The 1,274-nt window shown below is 68.4% G+C and carries 1 protein-coding gene and 1 pseudogene; both read left to right on the top strand.

Translation table 11 applies throughout. The features are described 5' to 3' along the window. A pseudogene (locus DBR22_RS19760) lies at window positions 1-296 on the top strand (NAD(P)-dependent oxidoreductase); the annotation flags it as partial. Window positions 297-444: 148 nt separating this feature from the next. Further along, a partial coding sequence (locus DBR22_RS19755) for a S8 family serine peptidase (protein WP_146187587.1) occupies window positions 445-1,274 on the top strand: 830 nt, incomplete at its 3' end.

Below are 1,274 nucleotides of genomic sequence, written 5' to 3'. Positions count from 1 at the left end.
AGTGGAACCTTTGGGGCTACATTGACGGGCGGGACGGGGCGCAGGCGGTGGCACGTGCCCTGGAAAATGCGCAGCCCGGTTTCGAGGCATTCATCGTCGCGAACGCGGACACCGTCATGAGCCGTTCAAGCGCCAGCCTGGCCGCCGAAGTGTTCCCCAACGTCAAGGTGACCAAGGAGCTGGGCGAGCACGAGACCATGCTGTCCATCGACAAAGCCAGGCGTCTGCTGGGATTCGAGCCCGAGCACACCTGGCGGACCTATCACTCGAACCGGACCACGCCCACGGAGGACTGAGCCCGCTTTCACAGGGAATTTGCTGAGCTGGCCAAGGTTTTCCGCAGGATCAGGGAAGATTCCGTCAGCGTCGGGCGCGGGCTCCTAAACTTTTTGGCGGGACGGAGTATCAGCTCCGCCCAGACACCTCCGCCACGCTAGGACCCCCATGCGCACCCGACGTTTTGTGCTGCCCGGCTTATCGCTGCCCGCTGTCAACGCAACCCTCCTGGCCGCCGTCGTTCTTTCGACGTCTGCCCTCCCGGCGGAGGCCGTTAAGGGTGCGGGGAACGACGGCGGGGCCAAAAACCGCTACATCGTCCAGTACGCCGGGGAAGCCGACGTCCCTGCCGAGGTGACGCGCTTGACGTCCCAGGGCATCGGCGTCGGCCGCTCGTACTCGCATGCCCTCCGCGGCGCCCTGGTCACGGCCACGCCGGCCCAGGCTGCGGCACTGTCCCGCTCGGCCGGCGTCGTGTCGGTGGAGGTGGACGCCCCGGTCAGGATCACCGGGACGCAGCAGCCGGCACCGTGGGGACTGGACCGGGTGGACCAGCGGCCACTGCCCCTTACGGGTTCCTACACGTGGGCGGCGGCGGGAGCCGGGGTCAGTGCTTACGTGGTGGACACCGGCGTGCTGGCGTCCCACACCGAGTTCGCCGGACGGGTTTCCGCTGGGTGGACTGCTGTGGCGGACGGACGCGGATCCGGGGACTGCAACGGCCATGGCACCCACGTTGCCGGGACCGTCGCCGGGTCAACCTATGGCGTGGCAAAGAGCGCAACCATCGTCCCCGTCCGGGTGCTCGACTGCACCGGCTCCGGCTACAACTCCGATGTGGTGGCTGGCCTGGACTGGATCGCCGCCAACCATGCTGCCGGAGCTCCGGCGGTGGTAAACCTCAGCGTGGGTGGGGCCGCCAGCGCGGCCGTGGACACCGCCCTCCAGGGAGTCGTCAACGACGGCGTCGCCGCCGTGGTCGCGGCAGGCAACTCCGC

This window comes from Arthrobacter sp. HMWF013 (assembly GCF_003061105.1).
Classification (GTDB): domain Bacteria; phylum Actinomycetota; class Actinomycetes; order Actinomycetales; family Micrococcaceae; genus Arthrobacter.
Note: the sequence above shows the minus strand (reverse complement) of the source record. Positions and strands in the feature narration are given on the sequence as shown.